The sequence below is a fragment of the Streptococcus huangxiaojuni genome (assembly GCF_040930515.1).
Lineage (GTDB): Bacteria > Bacillota > Bacilli > Lactobacillales > Streptococcaceae > Streptococcus > Streptococcus huangxiaojuni.
In genome coordinates, this window is the sequence record NZ_JBFQEG010000031.1 from 1 (window position 1) to 1,625 (window position 1,625).

The window sequence follows — 1,625 nt, forward strand, 5'->3', positions numbered from 1 at the left end:
CAGGCTGTTAAGACTGCAAAGCCTTCAGACGGTTACGGCTGACGGTAAGCCAGAAATCTGTGATTTCGTCTGCGCACCTCTGCCAAGACGACTAGAAGGGTGCGGCAGGCTGTTAAGACTGCAAAGCCTTCAGACGGTTACGGCTGACGGTAAGCCAGAAATCTGTGATTTCGTCTGCGCACCTCTGCCAAGACGACTAGAAGGGTGCGGCAGGCTGTTAAGACTGCAAAGCCTTCAGACGGCTGCGATTGACCATATGAATTCAAAACTTAAAGCCATTCTCTTTTTTGCATAGCTCTTAGGCTGTGTTTAATTTTAATGATAACTTTTAAAAGCCAAATTTAGCTTTGAAATCTGACCAGTAGCCGATAGAAACATCGGGGAGCAATTGGAATTTCACCTTATAACCAGCTTGCTCAATAGCTTCTAAAGCTTCCGCTTCTTCTTGCGTAATGGACTGATTGTTCCCTAATTTCACTGCCCCAGGACGATCATTTGCCGGACCGACTATAATTTCTTTGACCTCATCTGGAACAAAGCCCTGATCAACCAATAATTTCTTCATATCAATCGGGTTTTTGGTGATGACAAAATAGCGTGTATCAGACTCTAAAACTTTTTGCGATTTTTGTTTGAAAGCGTCTACAGTCCAGACAAAAGTCTTTTTATCTGATGCACCTTTATAAGCCTGTGTCAAGACTTTATTGGCTGCAGCTGCATCGTTAACTGCAATCAAGCCGTCACAAGGGTATTCCTTGGCCCAGCGGGTAACGGTTTGACCGTGAATCATTCGGTCATCAATACGTACAAATGATACTGACATGTTTCTTTTCTCCTTTGTATGAAAGCTCAGGATTCATGTGTAATTAATCCCGGCTTAATGTTAAATATCGTCTTCGGCTTCTTCTTCAGCGGCCTCTACCTTAAATTCCTGCAAGGCTGACTGTGCTTCTGACAAAACAGCGGTCACAAGATCCCTTCCGGCGAGACTGTCCTTCAGAACCAGCGAGTTTAAAGCCATCGGCAGATTCATACCGCCAAGAACAAGAGCGCTGTCCAATTTTCCCAAATCGCTAAGCACACTGCAGGCGGTTGTTAATGGACTACCTCCTACGATATCAGCCAAAAGGACAACTGAATCGTCAGCCTGCAAAACAGTCACTGCTTCTTTGAAATCTGCTGCAAACTCTTCAACGGACTTGCCATCTTCAAGACCGACAGCGATGACTTGATCCATCTTATCTGCTGCAAACATAGCTAAAGAAGTCTTTAGACCGGCTGCAAGACCACCGTGGCTGACCAGCACTAAATATTTCATTGCACCATCTCCTTTATTTTCAATAAATCCAAATCTGATCAAAACCTTGAAAATACTGGATTTACTGCTTTAACTGTCTTTATTTTACTCAATAGGAAACCGTTTTCCAATTGCCGAATGTCACTAAATATATATGACATTTGTCAATATTAATATGACAAATGTCACATGAAGCAAAAAGAGTCTGGGCAAAAACTAGTTTCAAAATAAAACCACACAGTGATTTCTGTCTTGAAAACAATCAAGATGAAAGAATCACGGTGTGGTTTTTGAGTATTTGAAGTTTTTGAGGGGAGATTCTTGGCCA

General features: G+C 42.5%; 2 protein-coding genes. Both read right to left on the reverse strand.

The genetic code is table 11. The features are described from left to right. Positions 1-328: 328 nt before the first annotated feature. The gene (locus AB3329_RS10780; protein WP_067064949.1) at positions 329-823 is read right to left on the reverse strand and encodes a PTS sugar transporter subunit IIB; all 495 of its coding nucleotides are present in this window, start codon (positions 821-823) and stop codon (positions 329-331) included. A gap of 60 nt (positions 824-883) precedes the next feature. Next, on the reverse strand, positions 884-1,318 hold the full coding sequence (locus AB3329_RS10785) for a PTS sugar transporter subunit IIA (RefSeq protein ID WP_368396127.1): 435 nt from the start codon (positions 1,316-1,318) through the stop codon (positions 884-886). Positions 1,319-1,625: the final 307 nt, after the last annotated feature.